Origin of the sequence: Arthrobacter sp. zg-Y769 (genome assembly GCF_020907405.1) — a bacterium.
Lineage (GTDB): Bacteria > Actinomycetota > Actinomycetes > Actinomycetales > Micrococcaceae > Arthrobacter_B.
On sequence record NZ_JAJJOE010000016.1, the window covers coordinates 69,561 to 88,580 of the forward strand.

General features: G+C 66.5%; 15 protein-coding genes, 1 tRNA gene, 1 pseudogene and 2 riboswitches. Of the genes and pseudogenes, 4 read left to right on the forward strand and 13 right to left on the reverse strand.

Annotated elements, in window-relative coordinates:
* Positions 1-7 precede the first annotated feature (7 nt).
* From sucC to LOC60_RS14805, 3 genes are all read right to left on the reverse strand, one after another.
* Positions 8-1,177, reverse strand: a complete 1,170-nt coding sequence (gene sucC / locus LOC60_RS14795) for an ADP-forming succinate--CoA ligase subunit beta (protein ID WP_230026395.1) — start codon at positions 1,175-1,177, stop codon at positions 8-10.
* A gap of 200 nt (positions 1,178-1,377) precedes the next feature.
* Positions 1,378-3,828 carry a DNA helicase PcrA gene (pcrA, locus tag LOC60_RS14800; protein ID WP_230026397.1) on the reverse strand — a complete coding sequence of 817 codons (2,451 nt, stop codon included), beginning with the start codon at positions 3,826-3,828 and terminating at the stop codon, positions 1,378-1,380.
* A 113-nt stretch (positions 3,829-3,941) separates the two neighbouring features.
* Complete coding sequence (locus LOC60_RS14805) at positions 3,942-4,745, reverse strand: inositol monophosphatase family protein (protein WP_230026398.1); 804 nt, start codon at positions 4,743-4,745, stop codon at positions 3,942-3,944.
* Positions 4,746-4,835: 90 nt separating this feature from the next.
* Here LOC60_RS14805 and LOC60_RS14810 point away from each other — a divergent pair, with 90 nt between their 5' ends.
* On the forward strand, positions 4,836-5,471 hold the full coding sequence (locus LOC60_RS14810) for a hypothetical protein (RefSeq protein WP_230026399.1): 636 nt from the start codon (positions 4,836-4,838) through the stop codon (positions 5,469-5,471).
* Between the two features lie 21 nt (positions 5,472-5,492).
* Here LOC60_RS14810 and LOC60_RS14815 read toward each other — a convergent pair.
* Positions 5,493-7,454, reverse strand: a pseudogene (locus LOC60_RS14815) (MMPL family transporter); the annotation flags it as partial.
* 83 nt (positions 7,455-7,537) lie between these two features.
* Here LOC60_RS14815 and LOC60_RS14820 point away from each other — a divergent pair.
* Positions 7,538-8,071 (forward strand): MarR family winged helix-turn-helix transcriptional regulator, encoded by a 534-nt coding sequence (locus LOC60_RS14820; RefSeq protein WP_230026400.1) that lies wholly within the window; start codon positions 7,538-7,540, stop codon positions 8,069-8,071.
* A 32-nt stretch (positions 8,072-8,103) separates the two neighbouring features.
* A tRNA-Arg gene (locus tag LOC60_RS14825) sits at positions 8,104-8,177 on the forward strand.
* Between the two features lie 46 nt (positions 8,178-8,223).
* On the opposite strand, the gene LOC60_RS14830 is transcribed toward LOC60_RS14825, so the two are convergent.
* Positions 8,224-10,107, reverse strand: coding sequence for an ABC transporter ATP-binding protein (locus LOC60_RS14830; protein WP_230026401.1), 1,884 nt, complete (start codon positions 10,105-10,107; stop codon positions 8,224-8,226).
* Between the two features lie 196 nt (positions 10,108-10,303).
* Between LOC60_RS14830 and LOC60_RS14835 the strand changes: the two genes are divergently transcribed.
* Positions 10,304-12,016, forward strand: coding sequence for an ATP-binding response regulator (locus LOC60_RS14835; protein WP_230026402.1), 1,713 nt, complete (start codon positions 10,304-10,306; stop codon positions 12,014-12,016).
* Positions 12,017-12,068: 52 nt separating this feature from the next.
* Here LOC60_RS14835 and fdhD read toward each other — a convergent pair whose 3' ends face one another.
* The 8 genes from fdhD to LOC60_RS14875 all read right to left on the reverse strand — a co-directional run bounded on the left by fdhD (position 12,069) and on the right by LOC60_RS14875 (position 18,626).
* Positions 12,069-12,914 (reverse strand): formate dehydrogenase accessory sulfurtransferase FdhD, encoded by an 846-nt coding sequence (gene fdhD / locus LOC60_RS14840; protein ID WP_230026404.1) that lies wholly within the window; start codon positions 12,912-12,914, stop codon positions 12,069-12,071.
* A 107-nt stretch (positions 12,915-13,021) separates the two neighbouring features.
* On the reverse strand, positions 13,022-14,317 hold the full coding sequence (locus LOC60_RS14845; RefSeq protein WP_230026405.1) for a molybdopterin molybdotransferase MoeA: 1,296 nt from the start codon (positions 14,315-14,317) through the stop codon (positions 13,022-13,024).
* Positions 14,314-14,598 carry a DUF6457 domain-containing protein gene (locus LOC60_RS14850; RefSeq protein WP_230026406.1) on the reverse strand — a complete coding sequence of 95 codons (285 nt, stop codon included), beginning with the start codon at positions 14,596-14,598 and terminating at the stop codon, positions 14,314-14,316. The genes LOC60_RS14845 and LOC60_RS14850 overlap by 4 nt, the downstream gene beginning before the upstream one ends.
* Positions 14,599-14,633: 35 nt before the next feature.
* Positions 14,634-15,302: a molybdenum cofactor guanylyltransferase gene (gene mobA, locus LOC60_RS14855; protein WP_230026407.1), complete on the reverse strand. Its 669-nt coding sequence runs from the start codon at positions 15,300-15,302 to the stop codon at positions 14,634-14,636.
* Positions 15,302-15,802: an HNH endonuclease gene (locus LOC60_RS14860; RefSeq protein WP_230026408.1), complete on the reverse strand. Its 501-nt coding sequence runs from the start codon at positions 15,800-15,802 to the stop codon at positions 15,302-15,304. The genes mobA and LOC60_RS14860 overlap by 1 nt, the downstream gene beginning before the upstream one ends.
* 242 nt (positions 15,803-16,044) lie before the next feature.
* Entirely contained in the window at positions 16,045-16,839 is a 795-nt protein-coding gene (locus tag LOC60_RS14865) for an NlpC/P60 family protein (RefSeq protein WP_230026409.1), read from the reverse strand.
* A gap of 20 nt (positions 16,840-16,859) precedes the next feature.
* Complete coding sequence (locus LOC60_RS16355; RefSeq protein WP_230026411.1) at positions 16,860-17,660, reverse strand: NlpC/P60 family protein; 801 nt, start codon at positions 17,658-17,660, stop codon at positions 16,860-16,862.
* A gap of 3 nt (positions 17,661-17,663) precedes the next feature.
* Positions 17,664-17,822: riboswitch (cyclic di-AMP (ydaO/yuaA leader) on the reverse strand.
* Positions 17,823-17,969: 147 nt separating this feature from the next.
* Positions 17,970-18,626 carry a M23 family metallopeptidase gene (locus tag LOC60_RS14875; RefSeq protein WP_230026412.1) on the reverse strand — a complete coding sequence of 219 codons (657 nt, stop codon included), beginning with the start codon at positions 18,624-18,626 and terminating at the stop codon, positions 17,970-17,972.
* Between the two features lie 111 nt (positions 18,627-18,737).
* A riboswitch (cyclic di-AMP (ydaO/yuaA leader) is annotated at positions 18,738-18,932 on the reverse strand.
* Positions 18,933-19,020 lie beyond the last annotated feature (88 nt).

The window sequence follows — 19,020 nt, forward strand, 5'->3', positions numbered from 1 at the left end:
GGCTCGGTTAGCGAGCGGCGTGAGCGAGCTCGGCGGCCTTGTCGGCGCCTTCGTCCATGGTGGTGGCCAGGGTGACCAGCGGGTGGTTGGCCTCGGCGAGGATGCGGCGGCCTTCCTCGACGTTGTTGCCGTCGAGACGGACAACCAGCGGCTTGTTGGCTTCGTCGCCCAGGATTTCCAGGGCCTTGACGATGCCGTTGGCCACGGCGTCACAGGCGGTGATGCCGCCGAAGACGTTCACGAACACGGACTTGACCTGGGAGTCATTCAGGATGACGTCCAGGCCGGCGGCCATGACGGAGGCGGAGGCGCCGCCGCCGATGTCCAGGAAGTTCGCGGGGCGAACGTTGCCGTGCTTTTCGCCGGCGTAGGCGACGACGTCGAGGGTGGACATAACCAGGCCTGCACCGTTGCCGATGATGCCTACTTCGCCGTCCAGCTTGACGTAGTTAAGGTCGTTTTCCTTGGCCTTGGCCTCGAGCGGATCCGCGGCGTCCTTGTCTTCCAGCGCGGCGTGGCCGGGCTGGCGGAAGTCGGCGTTTTCGTCCAGGGAGACCTTGCCGTCGAGGGCCAGGATCTCGCCGTTGCCGGTCTTCACGAGCGGGTTGACCTCAACGAGGGTGGCGTCTTCCTTGGTGAAGACATCCCACAGCTTGATGATGGCGTTCATAACGCCTTCGCGCAGCTCGGGAGCGAACCCGGCGGCGTCGACGATCTCTGCGGCCTTGGCGGAGTCGATGCCGACGGCGGGATCAACGGCAATGCGGGCCAGGGCGTCGGGACGCTCCACGGCCAGCTGCTCGATCTCCATGCCGCCCTCAACCGAGCACATGGCCAGGTAGTTGCGGTTTGCACGGTCCAGCAGGACCGAGAAGTAGTATTCCTCGGCGATGTCGGCACCCTGGGCGATCATCACCGTGTGAACGGTGTGGCCCTTGATGTCCATGCCGAGGATGTTGGATGCGTGCTCGAAAGCTTCATCGGCGGTCTTGGCAACCTTCACGCCGCCGGCCTTGCCTCGGCCACCAACCTTGACCTGCGCCTTGACGACTACAACGCCGCCGATCTTCTCAGCAGCAGCTTTGGCTTCTTCAGGGGTGTGCGCCACGATTCCGGCGAGCACGGGTACTCCGTGCGCCTCAAACATATCGCGCGCCTGATATTCAAACAGGTCCACGGGCTAGTGTCCTTCTACGTCGAAGTAGGTTTACATGCGATCTGGCGATCGCAGAGCAGATGCATCCGGCCGGTCTGCCCCACGAGGAACTTTAGTCCCTTGGGGCTGAACGCCGATCCCAGACTACCCCTTTAGTGGTAAAGGACACAGTTCTATCGTTTGTAGAAGTTACCCGGTTTGAGTTATGAAAAATGAACCTCTCAGCTCTCTTTGGTCAGCGGCGCGTAACGCAGCAGCAGGCGTTTTTCGCCGACGTCGAACTTCACCTTCGCAACCGTCTTGTCCCCCGCGCCTTCCACCGCCAGCACGGTGCCGGAGCCGAACGACGTGTGGTTGACCCTGTCCCCGGCGGCCACGGACACAACTTCCTTCTGCGGCTGCACGCGGCCGATGGCCTTGGCCACCGGCGAGTTGGCCGTGCTGCCGCCCGTGCCCATGGGGCTTCCGGCCCCCCAGGAGGATCCGCCGTAACGGCTGGAGGTGATGCTGCTGCCGCCGCCCCAGGTGGGACGGTCCATTCCCTCGCGCTTCCACTCGATCAGTTCCGGGGGCACTTCCCCCACAAACTGGCTGGCCGGGTTGTACTGGCTCTGGCCCCACATGCTGCGGACCTCGGACCGGGTGAGGTAGAGGCGCTGGCGCGCCCTGGTCAGGCCCACGTAGGCCAGACGCCGTTCCTCGGCCAGTTCCGCCGGGTCCGTAGCCGAACGCTGGTGCGGGAACAGGCCCTGTTCCATGCCGGTGAGGAAGACCACCGGGAATTCCAGGCCCTTGGCGGTGTGCAGGGTCATCAGGGTGACCACCCCCTGCCGGCGGGATTCCTCGACGGCGGCCGCGACTTCCTCCGCGGAGCCGCCGGGGGCATCGGGGATGGAATCGGCGTCGGCCACCAAGGAGACCTGTTCCAGGAACTCGCCCAGGGAACCCTCGGGATTGTCGCGCTCGTATTCGCGGACCACCGCTACCAGTTCGGCCAGGTTCTCCACCCGGGACTCGTCCTGCGGATCGTTGCTGGAGCGCAGCTGGGCCAGGTACCCGGTCTGTTCCAGCACCGCTTCCAGGGCGGCGGAGGCACCGGAGCCGCTGGCCACCTCGGCCAGGTCGTCAATCAGCTTCACGAATCCGTTAATGGAATTCAGTGACCGGGTGGCCAGGCCCGGGGCCTCTTCGGCGCGGCGCAGTGCCGCCATGAAGGAGATCCGTTCCCGTTCGGCCAGGGCAGCTACGGAGTATTCGGCGCGGTCACCGATGCCCCGCTTGGGTTCGTTGAGGATCCGGCGCAGGTTCACGACGTCGTCGGAATTCACCAGCACGCGCAGGTACGCCAGAGCGTCTTTGATCTCCTTGCGTTCATAGAACCGGGTGCCGCCGACCACCTTGTAGGGCAGGCCCACCCGCACCAGCACGTCTTCCAGCGAGCGGGACTGGGCGTTGGTCCGGTAGAACACGGCGACGTCGCCCGGGCGCAGGTTTTCCTCGTCCTGCAGCCGGTCGATCTCCTCGGCGATGAAGCGGGCTTCCTCGTGTTCGTTCTCGCCCACGTAGCCGATGATCTTTTCGCCGTCGCCCTCCGCTGTCCACAGCCGCTTCTCGGGGCGGTTGGGATTGCGGGAGATCACCGCGTTGGCGGCGTTGAGGATGGTCTGCGTGGAGCGGTAGTTCTGTTCCAGCAGGATGGTCCGCGCGTTCGGGTAGTCCTTCTCGAAGTCATTGATATTACGGACATCGGCACCGCGGAAGGCATAGATGGACTGGTCGGAGTCCCCCACCACGGTGAGTTCGGCCGGCGGCAGATCCAGGGCGTCGTCGTCGCTGCCCACCAATTCGCGGACCAGGGCATACTGCGCGTGGTTGGTGTCCTGGTACTCGTCCACCAGGATGTGCCGGAAGCGCCGGCGGTAGTACTCGGCCACACCGGGGAAGGCGCGGAACATAAACACCGTCTGCGCAATCAGGTCATCGAAGTCCATCGCGTTGGCCTGGCGCATCCGCTGCGCGTAGCCCTTGTAAACGTCCGCAACGGCCTGCTCGAAGGGATCGGAGTAGTTGGCCGATTCCGCGTAGGACTCTTCGTCGATGAGTTCATTCTTCAGTGCGGAGATCTTGTGCATGATGGACTTCGGCGTGAAGCGCTTCGGGTCCAGGTCGAGCCCCTTGGCCACCAGCGTGATCAGGCGCAGCGAATCCGCCGAGTCGTAGATGGAGAAATTCGAGTTCATCCCCACCGTCTTGGCTTCCCGGCGCAGGATCCGCACGCAGGACGAGTGGAAGGTGGAAATCCACATGGTCTTGGCGACGCCGCCCACCAGGTTTTCGATTCGCTCGCGCATTTCGGCGGCGGCCTTGTTGGTGAACGTGATGGCCAGGATCTGCCCCGGATTGGAACGGCCCGTGGCGAGCAGATAAGCGATCCGGTGGCTGAGCACCCGGGTTTTGCCGGAGCCGGCGCCCGCCACGATCAGCAGCGGCGACCCGGCGTGCTTGACCGCTTCCTCCTGCTGGGGGTTCAGCCCCTGCAGCAGATCCGCGGCCCGGCTTTCATCCGCGTAGGAGGAGCCCCGGCGCGGAGCGTCGGAATGCGGCGCTGTTGCGGCAGGCGCCGGTTCGGCTTTGCGGGGTGCGGGAAAGAGTGGATCAAAGAGATAGTCCATGATGGTTTTAAGTCTAGGCGCTGCAGCCGACATTTCGGTGAGCACCGAAACCGGCCGGGTCCGGGGCCGGTCCGGGCCCCTCCCGGTTCAGCCTCACAGCTCAGCCTCACGGGTCAGCCGCCGGTCAGTGCGCCGTGGATCTCCCGCACGGCCGCGGCGGTCCCGGCAATGTGCCAGCGGAAGCCGTTTACTTCGACGACGGCGGTGCTGCCGCCTGCGGCCAGGACAATGGCCTTGCCCGGCAGCCAGTCCCACTCCGGGCAGCTGTGCTGGAACCAGGCACCGGACTGGCCGGTGGCCACGCGGGCCAGGTCGCAGGACCCGGAGCCCATCATCCGGATGGTGGCGGCCCGGGATGCCGCCGCCGTCCAGGGGCCGGACACCTCCGGGCGCAGCAGCCAGGTCGGGTGGATATAGGTTCCGGCGGAGAGGCGGGCCAGCGGTTCGTCCTCCGGCGGAACAATAACCGTGCCGTTCAGCGTGGCCGGGGAGCCTTTACCCCCGATCCACAGCAGATCTTCCTGCGGCTGGTAAACGGCGCCGAGCAGGACATCCGGATCTCCGGGCAGGTCGTGCGGACCGGGCTCGGACCGCAGCGCGATTGCCGAACACCAGTAAGTGGAGCCGGCAAAGAAGTTGTACGTTCCATCCACCGGGTCAATGACCCAGGATCTGCCGGAGGTTCCCCGATGGCTGGCACCCTCCTCCCCCACGATCCCGTCGTCAGGGCGCAGCCGGCGCAGCCGGTTCACCACCAGTGCCTCCGCCTCGCGGTCCGCGGCGGTGACTACGTCGGACACCGAGGTTTTCTCGCTGGCCGTCAGGCCCTCCGAACGCATACGCAGCGCAAGCTGTCCGGCCTCCCGCACCAGATCGGCGGCCAGTAACAGGTCCTCAGGGGACGCAACAGCACTCATAGCCCCAGCGTAGCCGCCTGCCACCGGCCGGGACAGGCACGCGCGGCGCCGCTGGCCAGGGCACGGGAGGCGTGCGGCCATACTGTACCTATGGGAAAAACCGCAGCACAGCGCGCCGCCAAACACGGACTCAACGCAGGCCAGCCCCGCGGGGGCAGCCCGGCAGCAGGGACCGCCCCCGGCCCGGCACCTAAAAGCAGCCCGGGACTGGTTGTCATTGCAGGCGTGGTGACCACATTGTTCCTGTTCTGGTACCTGCACCTGCTGGTGCTCGGGCAGCTGACCCAGCTCGCGGACGGCCTGGCCATGCCTGATTCCATGGTCTTCGGTTACGGCGAAGACCACCTGGCAGCCCTGCGCGGCGCAATGGACTCGGACGCCCTGGGCCAGCTCAGTTACGTGCACAAGACAGCCGGCACGCTCTTCCCGCTGGTGTTCGGCCTCACCTGGCTGTTGATCATCGGCCTGAACACCCAGCGCCGGACGCTGCGCTGGGTGCTCTTCAGTGCGCCCATCCTGTTTGTGGTGGCGGACCTGTGGGAGAACATTGCGATTGACACCGCTCTCGGCGCCGCCGAGCTAACCGCCGGTGACGCGGCCCTGGCCGGCGCGCTGACGGTCGCCCGCTGGATCCTGCTGGGGCTCAGCCTCGTGGCGTCCGTGGTGTCCGTCTTTACCCGCCGGGCTGGACGGCCACCAGAACTTGTCGCCCAGGACAAAGGCTAGGGCCGGAACCACTACGGTCCGCACCAGCAGCGTGTCGAACAGGACACCGATGGCGACGATGATGCCCACCTGGGTCAGGGTCACCAGCGGCAGCACACCGAGGACCGCGAACACGGCCGCGAGCAGGATACCCGCGCTGGTGATCACGCCGCCGGTGGAGCGCAGGGCTGCCAGCATGCCCTGCTTCGTGCCCATTGACGCCGCGTTTTCCCGGGCACGGGTGGTCAGGAAGATGTTGTAGTCCACACCCAGGGCCACCAGGAACAGGAACGAGTAAAGCAGCGTCTGCACGTCCATGGCCGGGAAGTCCAGCACGTTCTCGAACAACAGCCAGCTCAGCCCGGTCGCCGCCAGGAAGGTCAGCAGCACCGAGGCCACCAGCAGCACGGGCGCCACCAGGGAGCGCAGCAGGATCATCAGGACCAGGAACACCAGGGCAATCACGGAGGTGCCCACCAGCACGGTGTCGTGCTGGTTGGCGGCCAGCTGGTCCACGCGTTCGGCAGCTTCCCCGCCCACAAGGGCCTCATAGTCCTGCCCGGCCAGGTCGGCACGCAGGTCCGTGATGAAGGCGTTGGCTTCGTCGGTGCCGGCCTCGTAGCCGGTAATGAGTTCCACCCGGGTGCGGCCCTCGTGCTCGGTGCCGGGGGTGGCGGCAGTGACGCCTTCAATGCCGGACAGCTGGGCGACGGCGTCGTCCGCCGCGTCGGTGTCCACCAGCACGGTGACGGGCGAGGAGGAGCCGGCGGGGAAGCCTTCGGACAGGGTTTCCGCGGCGGTGACCGCCTGCGGCTTCTCGCGGAACTGTTCGTTTTCGCTGAGGCCGATCTGCAGGGTGAACAGGGCGCTGCCCAGGGCCAGCAGGACGACGACGGCGGTGCCGGCGATCGTTTTAGGCCGGCGGGCGGTGGCTTCGCCCAGGCGGCCCCAGAACTTGCCTTCCTTGGCCGGGTCCCCGACCTTGGGCACAAACGGCCAGAACAGCTTCCGGCCCAGCAGTACGAGCGCAACCGGCAGCAGGAACAGGGCGCTGAAGATGGCCAGGACAATGCCGATGGCAGCGGAGAAGCCGAGGCCGCGGTAGCTCTGGGTATCAGCGAACAGCAGGGTAAGCAGGGCCAGGATGACGGTGCCGCCGCTGGCAATGATGGCTTCGCGGGTGCGGGTCAGGGCCTTCTGCATGGCCTCGTACACCGAGTCGTGGACGCGCAGTTCCTCCCGGTAGCGGGCAATGAGCAGCAGCGCGTAGTTTGTGGCGGCGCCGAAGACCAGCACGCTGGTAATGCCGACGGCGGACGGATCCACCGTGATTCCCGTTGCCGGAGCCAGCAGGTCAACCACCTTGGCTGCCAGCTGTTCAATGGCGCCGACGATCGCCAGCGGCACAATCCAGAGCCACGGCGAACGGTAGGTGATGAGCAGCAGCAGGGCGACGACGCCGGCGGTGACGGTCAGGAGCACGAAGTTGGCACCGGAAAACACCCCGGCCAGGTCAGCACTGAAGGCAGCCCCTCCGGTCAGCTCCGCCCGGACACCCTCCGGTGCAGCATCGGAGACAGCATCCCGAAGTTTTTCGACCTCCGCGGACACGGCGTCGCCGTCGTCCGCGGAGGCCTGCAGCGTCAGCGGCACGATTGCCACGAGCTTATTCTCCGAAACCACCGGCGGAACCTGCGGCGGCGGGCCCGAGGCTCCCGCCTCCGCAGCTGCCGCATTGATCCCGGCGATGCCGGCGGTATCCGCATCAGTCAGCGGGCCGCCGTCCTCGCGGGAGACCACCACGATGGCGGAGGATTCCTGCGCGTCGGGGAAGTCCTGGAGCAGGTCGGCAACTTCTGCGGACTGGTACTTGTCATTCAGCCCGCCCACGTCCGTGGTGCCGTTTTCCTGTGCCGGCAGGGCGAACAGGCCAACAATGACGGCCACCCCGATCAGCAGCGTGATCCACGCCGTCCTGGCGTTCTTCACTATCCCTGCATACATGTGCTTCTCCCAGTGACCTAAGTATCTCTGTTCGAAAGTATCTCAGATATGGAGATACTTCAATTCCCAGTTACTATTAGGCTGTGGAAGATTCGGAGCTACGGCGGGATATCGTCAACGCACTCCGCGGCATGACCCTCGACGGGCAGCGTGTGGCGGACGCTTTCGCGCATTCGAACGGCTTGAACACCACGGACATGCGTGCCCTGGTGCTCATCATGGAGGCGGAGATCCGGCACGAGGCCTTGACCGCAGGCCAGCTCAGCGCCCGGCTGGGGACCTCGTCCGGCGCCACCACGGCGGTCATCGACCGGCTGGAACGCATCGGCCACATCCACCGCAACCGGAACCATTCGGACCGGCGCAAGGTCACGCTGCACTTCGAGCCCCTGGCGATGCAGCTTGCCGGCGCCTACTTCGGCCCCCTGGGCGCCCTCACCGACGAGGTCATGTCGAGGTACACGGAAACGGAGCTGCGGACCATCCTGGGCTTTATGCAGGCGATCCGCGGGAGCTATGACCGCCACATCAAGAGCCACCAGCCCGACGACGGCGGGGCTCCCGTCGGCGGCGGCGCACCGGACGGGCTGCACCCACGCATCGCCGGAAACGGGTAAGCTGGTACCGCCCGCCGCTAACCCGGCGGTCCGCCCTCGTAGCTCAGTAGGATAGAGCGGCCCTCTCCTAAAGGGCAGGTCGTCGGTTCGATTCCGGCCGGGGGCACTTTTTTCTTCAACCGGGCCGCAGGCACCGGTTCACCCCGGGAGCGTTACTCCGCTGCTTCCGCCGCCGGCTCGGCCGCGAACTGGGTGTTGTACAGCTCCGCATAGCGTCCGCCGCGCTCAAGCAGCTGCGAGTGGGTGCCCTGTTCGGCAATCCGGCCCCCTTCGATGACCAGGATCCGGTCGGCATTGCGGATGGTGGAAAGCCGGTGGGCAATCACGACGGCGGTCCGCCCCTGCAGCGCCTCGCCCAGGGCCGCCTGCACAGCGGCCTCGGACGTGGAGTCCAAGGCGGCGGTGGCCTCATCCAGGATCACGATCCGCGGCTGGGCCAGCAGCAGCCGGGCAATGGTCATCCGCTGGCGCTCCCCGCCCGAAAGCCGGTAGCCGCGCTCCCCCACCATCGTCTCCAAGCCGTCCGGCAGGGACCGCACCATGTCCTCCAGCCGCGCACGGCGCAGCGCGTCCCAGACTTCCTCGTCGCCGGCTTCGGGGTTGGCCAGCAGCAGGTTGGCCCGGATGGTCTCGTGGAACAGGTGCCCGTCCTGGGTCACCATGCCCAGTGCCTGCCGGATGCCGGCAAAACTGATGTCCCGCACATCGGTGCCGGAGAAGCGCACGGCGCCCGAATCGACGTCGTACAGCCGTGCCAGCAGCTGCGCAATGGTCGACTTCCCCGCTCCCGAGGTTCCAACCAGGGCAACGGTCTGCCCGGGCTCAACCCGGAAGGACACCCCGTGCAGGACTTCCTCCCCGCCGCGGGTGTCCAGGACGGCCACCTCTTCCAGCGAGGCGAGGGAGACTTTGTCCGCGGTGGGATACGCAAACCGGACGTTGTCGAACTCCACGCTCAGCGGGCCGGCCGGCACAGGCGCCGGCGATTCCTTCTCACGGATCAGGGGACGCAGGTCCAGGATTTCGAAGACCCGCTCGAAGCTCACCACGGCACTCATGATCTCCACCCGGGCGTTGGCCAGCGAGGTGAGCGGGGCGTACAGCCGGGTCAGCAGCAGCGCCAGGGTCACGACGTCGCCCGTGTTCAGGCTGCCGCCCAGCGCCAGGTAACCGCCGAGTCCGTAGACGAGGGCCAGGGCGAGGGCGGAGACCAGGGTCAGGGCGGTCACGAAGACGGCCTGCATCATGGCCATCTTCACGCCGATGTCCCGCACCCGGGAGGCCCGGAGCGCGAATTCGTGGGATTCGGCGTCGGGCCGGCCGAACAGCTTGACCAGGGTGGCACCGGGAGCCGAGAACCGCTCGGTCATCTGCGTGCCCATGGATGCGTTGTGGTTGGCGGCCTCCCGGCGCAGCGCGGCGAGCCGGCCGCCCATCCGCCGGGCCGGCAGCAGGAACACCGGCAGCAGCAGCATGGCCAGTACGGTCACCTGCCAAGAGGTCCCGAGCATCACAATCAGGGTCAGCACCAGTGCGACGACGTTGCTCACCACACCGGAAAGGGTTCCGCTGAAGGCCTGCTGGGCACCGATCACGTCATTGTTGAGCCGGCTGACCAGCGCACCGGTACGCGTGCGCGTAAAGAAGGCGATCGGCATCTTCTGGACGTGGTCGAACACGGCGGTGCGCAGGTCCAGGATGACGCTTTCGCCGATGCGCGAGGAAAACCAGCGCGTGGCCAGGGAAACGGCCGCGTCCGCCACCGCAACGGCGGCAATCAGCAGGGCCAGCCGGATCACCACGTCCGGCGTTGTGCCGGCCACTATGGAGTTGACTACCTGTCCGGCCAGGACCGGCGTCGCCACGGCCAGGAACGCACCCACCACGGACAGTAGGACGAAGCCCAGGAGCCGGGTCCGGTAGGGAGCGGCGAAACGGACAATCCGCTTCAGGGTTTCCCGCGAAATCTTGCCGTCTCCTGCTTTGGCGCGGGAGATCTGCATCAGCGAACCCCACGCTGCGCCTTCCATACTCATGTCTGTTCCTCCGGTATCTGCACGTTCCAGCTTAAAGCCTGCCGGGGGCCGTTCCCGGCCGATCGCCAGGGGCTGAAACGGGCGCGGAACCCGTTCCGAAGCCGAACGTGAAGCAAGTCACGGTTTTGGCCCCGGGCGCTGGTACACTTCCAATCGCTGCCCCTGGAGCTGAACCGGGCACCGACGAAAGGCCGTAATGCCCCCGGCATTCAAACCCCTCGCCGCCCCTGCGGGCGACGCCTCTTCGGAGGGCAACACCCCCGGCGCACAACCGCGCCCCAAGGCACTGGTTGCCGTTGAACAGCCCGAGGTCTTTTCCGTCGTGGCCGGGATCCTCGCCGAAGCGGGGCTGGAACCGGTCCCCGTGCTGGACCTGGACGAAGCCATGAAAGCTGCACGGGCGGCCACGCCGGTGCTGGCAGTGGTCGATTCCACCATCCGCCAGGTTGCCGGAATGGACATGCTCAAGCGCCTGCGGCACGAACCGGCCATGACCAAGCTGCCGGTTATCCTCGTGGCGGGTGAAGCCGGGCTCGACATGGACTTCATGGTGGAACTGGGCATCGCCGACTTCGTGGCGAGCCCGGTGGACCCCGAGGACCTGGCCCGCCGGGTCAACCTCATCCTGGCCACTGCGCGGGCACACCGGGACCGGCGGACGGCCACAGCGCGGCTGCGGGAGGATACGCGCCGCATTTCCACCGCCATCCGGGCCACGAATGATCCGCAGCAGATGGCCGAGGTGGTGGTCCATGGACTCGGGGCAACCTTCGAAGCGGACCATGTCCTGCTGGTGACCTTCCCGGACGAGCGCGTTCCGGAACTGACGCTGGCTTGGAGCCGTGAGGAAACCACCGGGAGCATTCCCGCGCTGGACGCACATAGCGCCGGCGAGCTGGCCGGGACGCTCTGGGAGCGCAGCCGGGGAATGGCGGTGGAGGACCACGGCCAGCCCGCCGATGAACCGGTGCCGCTAAGTGCTGCCTCACGCGCTGCCGGGCTGCGCACCTCCGTCATTGTGCCGCTCGGCCATGGAGACAAGGCCTTCGGGCTGCTCTGGCTTGCCGGCGAGGATGCCCCGCGGGACTGGACGAGCACGGAGATTTCCCTGATTCGGCATGTCAGTGGAAACCTGGCCCACGGCCTCGTGCAGGGCAACCTCATCACCGCCCAGCGGATGGTGCTCAAACGCCAGCGTGACCTGGACCAGGCCAAGACCGATTTTGTGGCCACGGTCAATCATGAGCTGCGGACACCGCTGACCTCGATCACCGGCTATCTGGACCTCATCCTTGACGGCTCAGGAGGGGACATACCGGAGGACGTCGCGCAGATGCTGAAGATCGTGGGACGCAACGCCGTCCGGCTCAACCAGCTGATCAGCGATCTGCTGACCATCTCCCGGCAGGATGCGGACGAGATCAACCTCGAGGTGGAGGAAGTCGACCTGGAGGAACTCCTGCGCGCCGTCGCCGCATCCCTGGCACCCGCCGCCGGTGCGAGCAACCTGGACCTCCGGCTGGAGCTCGGCTCCGATGCCCTGCTCGTGGACGGAGACCGCGCCCAGCTGGAGCAGGTGTTCACCAATCTCTGCTCAAACGCCGTGAAATTCACGCCGGCAGGCGGATCCGTGCAGGTCAGTGCTGCACTGGTTTCGCCGGACGGCGCCGGTCCCAGCGTGCGGGTGCAGGTCCGCGACACCGGCATCGGCATTCCGGAGGCGGACCTTCCCAATTTGTTCCGGCGTTTCTTCCGGGCCTCGAACGCAACGTCGGCGGCCATCCCCGGAACCGGCCTGGGTCTGGCCATCGTCCAGGACATTGTGCTTCAGCACGGCGGTGAACTCGGCATCGCCTCGACGGTAGGCCAAGGCACCACGGCCACGGTCCAGCTTCCGGCCGCCCGCTAGGGATTGCGCCCTAGCTGGCAGGCTTCCGGAACCGGCTGCCTTGATGGACGGACTAGACAGGCGCGGGGGCCTCGGCCAGGATCCGCTCCGGCGCGGAGTAGCAGTTCAGGGAGGTGCCGCGGCTGAAACCGATCAGCGTCAGTCCGGCGTCCTTGGCGAGGTCGACGGAGAGTGCTGACGGTGCGCTGACGGCGGCGAGCACCGGGATTCCCGCCAGCTGGGCCTTCTGGACCAGTTCGAAGGATGCACGTCCGGAGACCTGCAGCACCATGCCGCGCAGCGGAAGCATCCCGGCGCGCAGCGCCCAGCCCACCACCTTGTCCACCGCGTTGTGCCGGCCCACGTCTTCGCGCAGGCACAACAGTTCGCCGTCGGAGTTAAACAGCCCGGCCGCGTGGACGCCTCCGGTCTTGTCGAAGACTTTCTGCCCTTCGCGCAGCCGGTCCGGCAGCGCGGCGAGCATCTCCAAAGGCAGCCGGACACCGTCGGAGGACGGGTCGAAGTGCGAGGACTTCCGGACCGCCTCGATGGACGCCGTGCCGCAGATGCCGCAGGAACTGGAGGTGTAGACGTGCCGTTCCATTCCGGTATCCGGGAGCGGGGTGCCCGGCCGGAGCTGGACGTCCACAACATTGAAGGTCTGCTTGCCGTCGTCGTCCACTCCGGCGCAGTACCGAAGGCTGATGAGCTGGGCCGGGTCCCAGATCACCCCTTCCGAGACCAGGAACCCCGCCACGAGGTCAAAGTCGTCGCCGGGGGTACGCATGGTCACGGTAAAGGACTTACCCATCACCCGGATTTCCAGCGGTTCCTCCCCCGCCAATACGTCGTCCCGCCGGCTGACGTTGCCGTCCAGCCGGAAGCGCGTAACCCGTCCACGCTGGGTAACCCGTCCCATGGTCTCTCCCTGTCTTTGGTGCTTTAGATCTTGTCTCCGGGCGGCAGGTGCTGCCCGGGTCCGGCTGCCGGGGTTGTCCCGGTCGCCGGGGTTTATCCGGACGTGGTTTATCCGGACGGGGCGCGGTTGACCTGCCAAGGCAGGGGCAGCGCCATTACCGCCTGGTCCCTGATGCAGCCCTCCGGAGGCACCACCATGACGGCGTCAGCCTCGGCCAGTCCGCGAAGCATTCCGGAACGGAAATAGGGGGAAGGCATGGCCCGGTCCTCCTGGATGCTGCAGGGAACCAGCCGGGTCCTTCCGGGCAGCGGCTCCAGGTCCACGCCGGCCAGGACATGCCGCTCGCGTGAAATCGGAGCACCCCGGAGTCCGTCCAGCAGCGGCTGGACGATCGTGAAGACCGCCATCATGGCCGCCAGGGGGTTGCCGGGCAGAGCCACCAGCAAGCGCCCGTCCTGCAGCCGGGCCAGCATGGTGGGATGGCCGGGGCGCATGGCGATCCCGTCGATAAGGAGTTCGGCCTCGACTTCTTCCAGGGCACGGCGCAGATGGTCCGCGTCGGAACGCCCGGTGCCGCCCGTAGTGATGAGGACGTCTCCGGAAGACATTGCAATGGAGAGCTCGTCAGTGGCTTCGCTGCTCAGCGCCGCCACCACTTCCTCCAGCCGGTCCGGCAGGCGCCGAACGACGTCGACCCTGCCGCCCAGCATCGTGATCAACTGGGGCAGCTGGGGGCCGAAGGTGTCGCGGACCTGTCCCGGCTCCGGCAGGCCGGCTTCGATGACTTCGTCTCCGGTCAGCAGCAGGGACACGCGAGGGGACCGCAGCACCGGCAGGGTGTCATGCCCGCACACGGCTGCCAGGGCAATGTGGGCGGGGTTGAGCAGCTTGCCGGCCGGGATGGTGGTCTCCCCGGCTGCAGCCTCTTCTCCGGCGGGGCGGATATGTTCTCCCGCACGTGGTTCCGATTCCTTCGCCCGGTCGTTCAGCGTTAGCTGCGGCGGCGTCGTGGCCGCTACCGTGCCGCTCTCCGAGCGCAGGACGGCTTCAGCACCTTCGGGGATGAGCCCGCCGGTGAGGATCTCCACTGCCTCGCCCGGCTGCAGGGCACGGCGTCCGGATTCACGGTGAATCTGCCAGCGTTCCACTTCGGGTTCTTCGTGGGTGATGACTGTCCACGGCGGCTCCCCCGCGACGGCCCATCCGTCCATGGCTGCCGAAGCGTAATGCGGTACGGGCTGCAGGGCCGAGGTTTCGAGGGCCAGGATCCGGCCCAGGGCTTCGTCCAGGGGAACCGTTTCATACGGCAACGGACGGGCAGCTGCATAGGCGGCGTGGCGGGCCTGTGCCCAGGACGCATTGGGCTGGGCAGGCAGGATTACCGGTGCGGTACGTTCGCTCACTGGGCGTCTCCTTCCGCTGCCGCGTTCCGGCATTGCTCTGTCGCCACTGCCATGGCCGAACGCATCGCGACGGCGTCGTTGGCCTGGCCGCTGCCGGCTGCAAGTCCTGCTGCGTACCCGACAATGAAGGTGGTCAGCGGGGCGGCGGGCCGCACCACGCTATGCGCTGCATCTGCAGCCAGGTCGAGGACAGCGGAGACATCCACCGGTGTGCCCTCGAGTTCCAGTGCCTGCAGCAGCCTGCCGCTCCATGCCTCGAGTTGTTCCTGCTGGCTTGCCATTCGTGCTCCTTCGTTTAGCTTGGGGACTGCCCGTGCTAGGGCAGGTCCCCGGCGCTCACACCCAGGGATTGTGCGTCATTCCAGGTGTCAACATCGGCGGTACTCATCGGGGGAACATCAACACCCCTCCATTGCACCCTAGCAAGCAACGCCTTCATGGACTGGTTCTCCAATCCACCCGGGCCGGCGGACTGAACCGCGGAACGCAGCTCCGCCGTACGGTAGAGCGCCGCCAGCGGCTGGCGCTTCCCGGTGGAATCCACGGCCAGCAGGCTCTCCGGCGGAGCCGCCGCGGCAGCAGCCAGCAGTGCCCGGACCGCCGAACCGATCTGCGGCATATCGCAGGCAAGAACCAGCGTCCAGGGGCTGCCGGGCCGGTCAGTGTCCGGGCCACCGTCGGCTTTGTCCAGGGCGGCCAAGGCGGCGACGGCTGCCCCTACCGCTGCTGCCGGCCCGGCGTAGGCAGGCTCCTCGCGGACCAGCACGGGTTTGCGGGGAACCGCTTCCAGTGCGCGGGAGCCCAGCAGAGCCGAGAGTTCCGGCGGCCCCGCGACGGCAATATTCCGGGCATCCGGCACGGCGTCGAGGGTGGTTTCGAGCAGGGTTCGGCTGCCGGACAGGAGCAGCGCCTTGGGCGTACCGCCGAGCCGCGTCGAGCGGCCGCCGGCCAGGATGACGGCGTCATAAAGCAGGTCAGCGGACATCAGGCAGCCGTGTCATTCTGCAGGAACGGATCCCACTGCGGCGAAGGACGTTCGAGCTCGCGGATCTGCCAGCGGGCGCCCCGGGGTGCCTTGGGGGAAATCCGCAGCTCCCAGCCAAGCTGGGCCAAGGTCCTGTCCCCTTTGGTGTTGTTGCAGCGCAGGCAGCAGGCAACCAGGTTCTCCCAGCTGTCATCTCCCCCGCGGGAGCGCGGGACCACGTGGTCCACAGTTGCTGCCGCCTTTCCGCAGTAGGCGCATTCATGGTTGTCCCGGCGCAGGACGCCCCGCCGGGTGGCTACGGTGCCCTCCCGGTAGGGGATTTTGACGTACCGGTGAAGGAGGATCACCGAGGGCCGGGGAAGGATTTCGTTGGGCCCCACTACGGGCTCTCCGCTTTCCGCCACCACGCTTGCCTTTCCGTTCAGTACCAGTACCAGAGCGCGGCGGAAGGTGATGACGGCCAGTGGTTCATATCCAGCGTTCAGAACGAGAGTGCGCATGCACATACCTCTTCGTCTGCCGCCCGCGAGCCGGTGAATACCAGACACCGTTCCGCAAACGGCACTTCGGATTGTCTATGCAAGAGTAGAACGCCATCGCGATCTTGGCCATTTATACCGGTGATGCAGGAACCGGACCCGGGACCCTCCTACACCGCCTTCCGCCGCGGCGCGCCGGGCTTAACGAGGCAAGGCCCCTCCCGGAGGAGGGGCCTTGCTCTGTAAGGGTTACTCGTGGCTGCTTAGCCGCCCACGCGGATGTACACGCCGCCGGAGCCAAGCTCTGCCGGAGCCACAACGGTGGAACCACCGTTGAAGCCGCCGTGCACTGCCTGGCCGCCGCCCACATACACAGCGATGTGGGCCATGCCCATCCCGCCGTCTGCGTAGTAGATAAGGTCGCCGGGCATGGCCTCAGCTGCACTCACCGTCCGTCCAAGGGTGAGGTAGCTGGCAGGCCAACCGTGATGGTTGATTCCGGCGGCGGCCAGCGCGTTGGTCACCAGCCGGGTGCAGTCCTGGCCGACGCCAAGCTGCGCGTACGCAGCCGCAGCGATCGTGGACGCAACACCTGTCGGTGCGGTCTTCGTCGCGGACGGCTGCACGGAGGACGCCGTGCTCAGGCTGGCGGCCTGGGCAGCGCCCGCGTTGCCGTCCACCTGCTGGGTGGCAGCAACGGCCGCAGCGGCAGGCGCCGGTGCTTCGGCAACCGGGGCTGCCGGCGCCTCCACCACTGGTGCCGCCGTCGAACCGGAAATTCCGGCGCGCTCGAACGAAACCGACACGTCAGCGGGGACGTGGATGGTCTTGATCGAGGAAAGGTCCAGTGTGCTTGTCTGGACGTCGCGCGCTGCGTCTGCCCCGGAGGCATTGGCAGCAACGCCGGTGGTCAGTACCAGCCCGGAGGCTGCCGCGATCACGGCGGCCTGGCGGCCCACCGTTCCGGCGTTGGCGCTGACGGCACCGGCAAGGGCGCTCAGCGTGGTGGTGCGTTCCACCGGCGCCCGGTGGCGGGCGCGCTCAATTGTCGAGGTCATAATCGTCTCGGTAATCGGGCTTAGCTGACGCGGACGAAGCTGGCGCCCGGCAGATCGGAGAGGCTATGCAGGCCGGTGTTCATACCGTTGAGGCCGCCGCTGACTACCTGGCCGTTGCCAACGTAGATCGCGACGTGGCCGCCGGTGATTACGAGGTCGCCGGGAGCCGGGGTGGAAACTACGGAACCGAACTGGAAGAACTGGCCGGGAGCCAGATCGCCGACGGACTTGCCGACGGAGCGCAGGGCGTTTTCGACCATGGCGGTGCAGTCCTGTGCGACGCCGATCTGGCCGTAGGCGGAAGCAACCAGGCCGGCTGCAACGTTGCCGGAAACCGGAGCGGAGGTTGTTTCAACGGACTGATCGTGGCCGGCGGACTGGACGGCAACACCGGACGCTGCCGGGGCGGTGCGGGCGGCTGCTGCAGTCTGGGTAGCAGCGGCCTGGGCCGCTGCGGCCTGCGTGGCGGCCAGTTCTTCGGCTGCCTTGACTGCGGCCTCTTCGGCAGCAACCTGTGCACGGTATTCGGCGCCGGAAGTGGAGCTGGGGGCGACCAGGGGAAGCTGGAACGGTGCGTTGGCGGGAGCGGTAACGCTGCCGGCGACGATGTTCAGCGGTGTTGCTTCAAGTGCCTGGCGGTCCGTGCTTACGGAAGCCTGTGCAGGAAGTCCTGCAGCCAGCACGAGGCCGGATGCTGCAACTACGACGGCGGCCTGACGGCCTACGGTTCCGGCGTTGCTGCTGACTGCCTTTGAAAGTGCAGTGATCGGGTTGGTCTGTACGGTGGCAGCACGACGGCGGCCATGAACGTTTGATGACACAGGTTTGCCTCTCCCAATTGCCTACGAGGTGAGCTGTCGGATTCGGATGGGAGTCACCCGGTTGCCCGGCCAATGGCCTTTCGCAACTTAACCCCAAGGGTTTCTTTCGAAACCCGAAATTGGTTCCCCCGCCCCTGCCATGCGATTCTGCGAACGGACTTCAAACAGTGGCAGAGCTAGGCGATCTGTTCGAAGGTGCCCCATCTTTGCGAATCGGGCACGAGGATGAGCGTACAGCAACATTTGATGTATGTCACGTTCCGGTCACGAAACGATATTCAACTGGTTACGACCAATTGATTTACGTGGTTACAACCAATTCAACGGGTCAACAACTTCGCCGTTAACCATGACCTCGAAATGCAGGTGGCAGCCGGTTGAAGAACCGGTGGTGCCGCTGGCACCAACAAGGAATCCGCGATTGATTTCGGTGCCGACACTGACGGCAATGTTGGAAAGATGGTTGTACGTGGTTTCTACCCCGTTGCCGTGGTCAATCACTACGCGGTTTCCGCCGCCGTAGGGATGCCAGCCGGCAAACACCACCGTGCCCGAGGCGGCCGCATTCACGGCGGTGCCGCAGGTCGCAGCAAAGTCCTGGCCGTTGTGCATCTCTCCGGCCTGCCCGGTAATGGGGCTGACCCGGTGGCCGAACCCGGAGGTCTGTACCAGTGAAGAGTCCAGGGGCGTGGACAGCGTCCCCCTGGCAGCGGCAGGAACCGCATGCGAGCCGGCGGCGACCGCAATGGAGGCCAGCTTGGCGTCCGGGTCATATTCACTGCTCAGCCCGGTCCGGGCAAATCCGATATCAGCGTTCGGGTCGGCCAGGACGGGGGCGTCGACCGCAACCGGCTCAAGCTGGACGGGATCATCCGCAGCGGCATGCGTGGGCATGGCGGCGGTGAGGATCAGGCCTGACGTCGCAGCGGTAATGGCCACCTTCTGGGCGGCACAGCCAACGGACACGGTCTTTGTTTCGGCACGTCGGCGGCCTGAAGTTGAGGCGTTTCGCGTGCGCACTGGCGCAGTATGGGCCGGCGCGCGGCGCCGGCCCGAAGCAGCATGCTTCGACAAGTGTTTCCCTCTCATGGATCGCCTGCGAAGTTAGCTGTCGGATTCGAGTAGAGAAACTCGGCCTCCGGAAATACGGGGCGTCACCTGCAACTATGCAGGAAATGCCGCCGACCCCCGGAAGGCTTCACCCCAAGGCAGTGGAACTGCCGGAAATTGGGTCCTCCGCCCCTGCCTGGACGAATTTGGTGCTCCGGTCCGCTGGCAGGGCTCGGCGGACGGACCGGATAACGATGGTGTTTCAGCGTCGGAACTCACTATAGGGTAAATGTCACAAAAGTGACCATTC